Origin of the sequence: Salipiger marinus (assembly GCF_900100085.1) — a bacterium.
GTDB lineage: Bacteria > Pseudomonadota > Alphaproteobacteria > Rhodobacterales > Rhodobacteraceae > Salipiger > Salipiger marinus.
On the sequence record NZ_FNEJ01000106.1, the window covers coordinates 1 to 1,082 of the forward strand.

At 50.6% G+C, this 1,082-nt stretch carries 1 protein-coding gene; it reads left to right on the forward strand.

The genetic code is table 11. From position 1 onward, the window contains the following. Positions 1-235: 235 nt before the first annotated feature. Positions 236-1,082: DUF8370 family protein (locus BLR51_RS27095; protein ID WP_207543719.1), on the forward strand; the 847-nt coding region annotated here is incomplete at its 3' end.

Genomic DNA, 1,082 nt, shown 5'->3' on the forward strand with positions numbered 1-1,082 from the left:
TGGCGATGGCGATGGCGATGGCGATGGCGATGGCGATAAAAGATAAATTCATCTATACTGGATGTCTCCTTAAAAAATTTAGCTATACGGTTGAGCCCAATTCGGTTGCCACCTTTCGAGAACGTTTGATCGATCAGGAGTAGGTAAACCCCAGGCGTCTTAAATGCGATAACAAAGGGGAGATATGAAGAGATGTTTTTGAATCGCTGTTCTTTTTTTACTCGAGGTAATTGCAATGGGAAAAATTAGGAATCCAATCAAGTTCTCGGAGTATTTTGGGATCGAGGCAGAAGCATTGGAAGGTCGCGGCATTCTCGACCCCACATTGAACGCTGATACGAAGCTCTTCATTGATCCTCTTCTCCTTGAGGGTTCTATTTATACGAATATTTCGAGCGACGCCCGCAAGACCTACGAGAGTCACTTTGAGACAATCATTAAGTTTCTGGCGAAGGCGAAGTCTCCTACGGATGTTGCATGGAAAAGCGCAGCGCGCATGCTTACCTTTCCAGAAATCAAATGGACTTGTCTTGGTTATGGCGCACAATCGGTTTCCGGCAGTGGCTCTGGTTCCGAAATGACCAGCCAGTACATCGAAACGGCGCGCCAGATTGTTGAACTTGGTATCGAAGATCCGGACCTATTCGTCGCAATGGCATTGTTTGAAAATGGCGTGGGGCCTGATCGTATCAGCGACATGACCTCGAACGTCATCGTGGGTGATCTAATCGCACTAAATGAACGTATCTTGCCCGAGCTTGGCGTCCCTACGCAGCCCATGACCATCGCGCTAAAGAACGGAAAAACTTACTCGGGCCTGTTGGCGGCAAACCCTTACATTGGTCCAAATGACCCGGTAATCCTAGTGCCTACCGACATTCTTCGCGCTTTACCAATCGCAGCTGATTGGTCCGATGTTGCCGACGCCGCATCGAAGAACGCCCAGCTTCGCGCGCGCGTGAACGACCAAATCGCGCGCATGTGGCGGGCGTTGTTGCAGAAAGTCGGCCTGAGTTGTGAGTGCCCCTTTCCCATTCAGTTTCATGCCACGCGGACGACGTGGGCGGTGCCGAGCGCGTTGA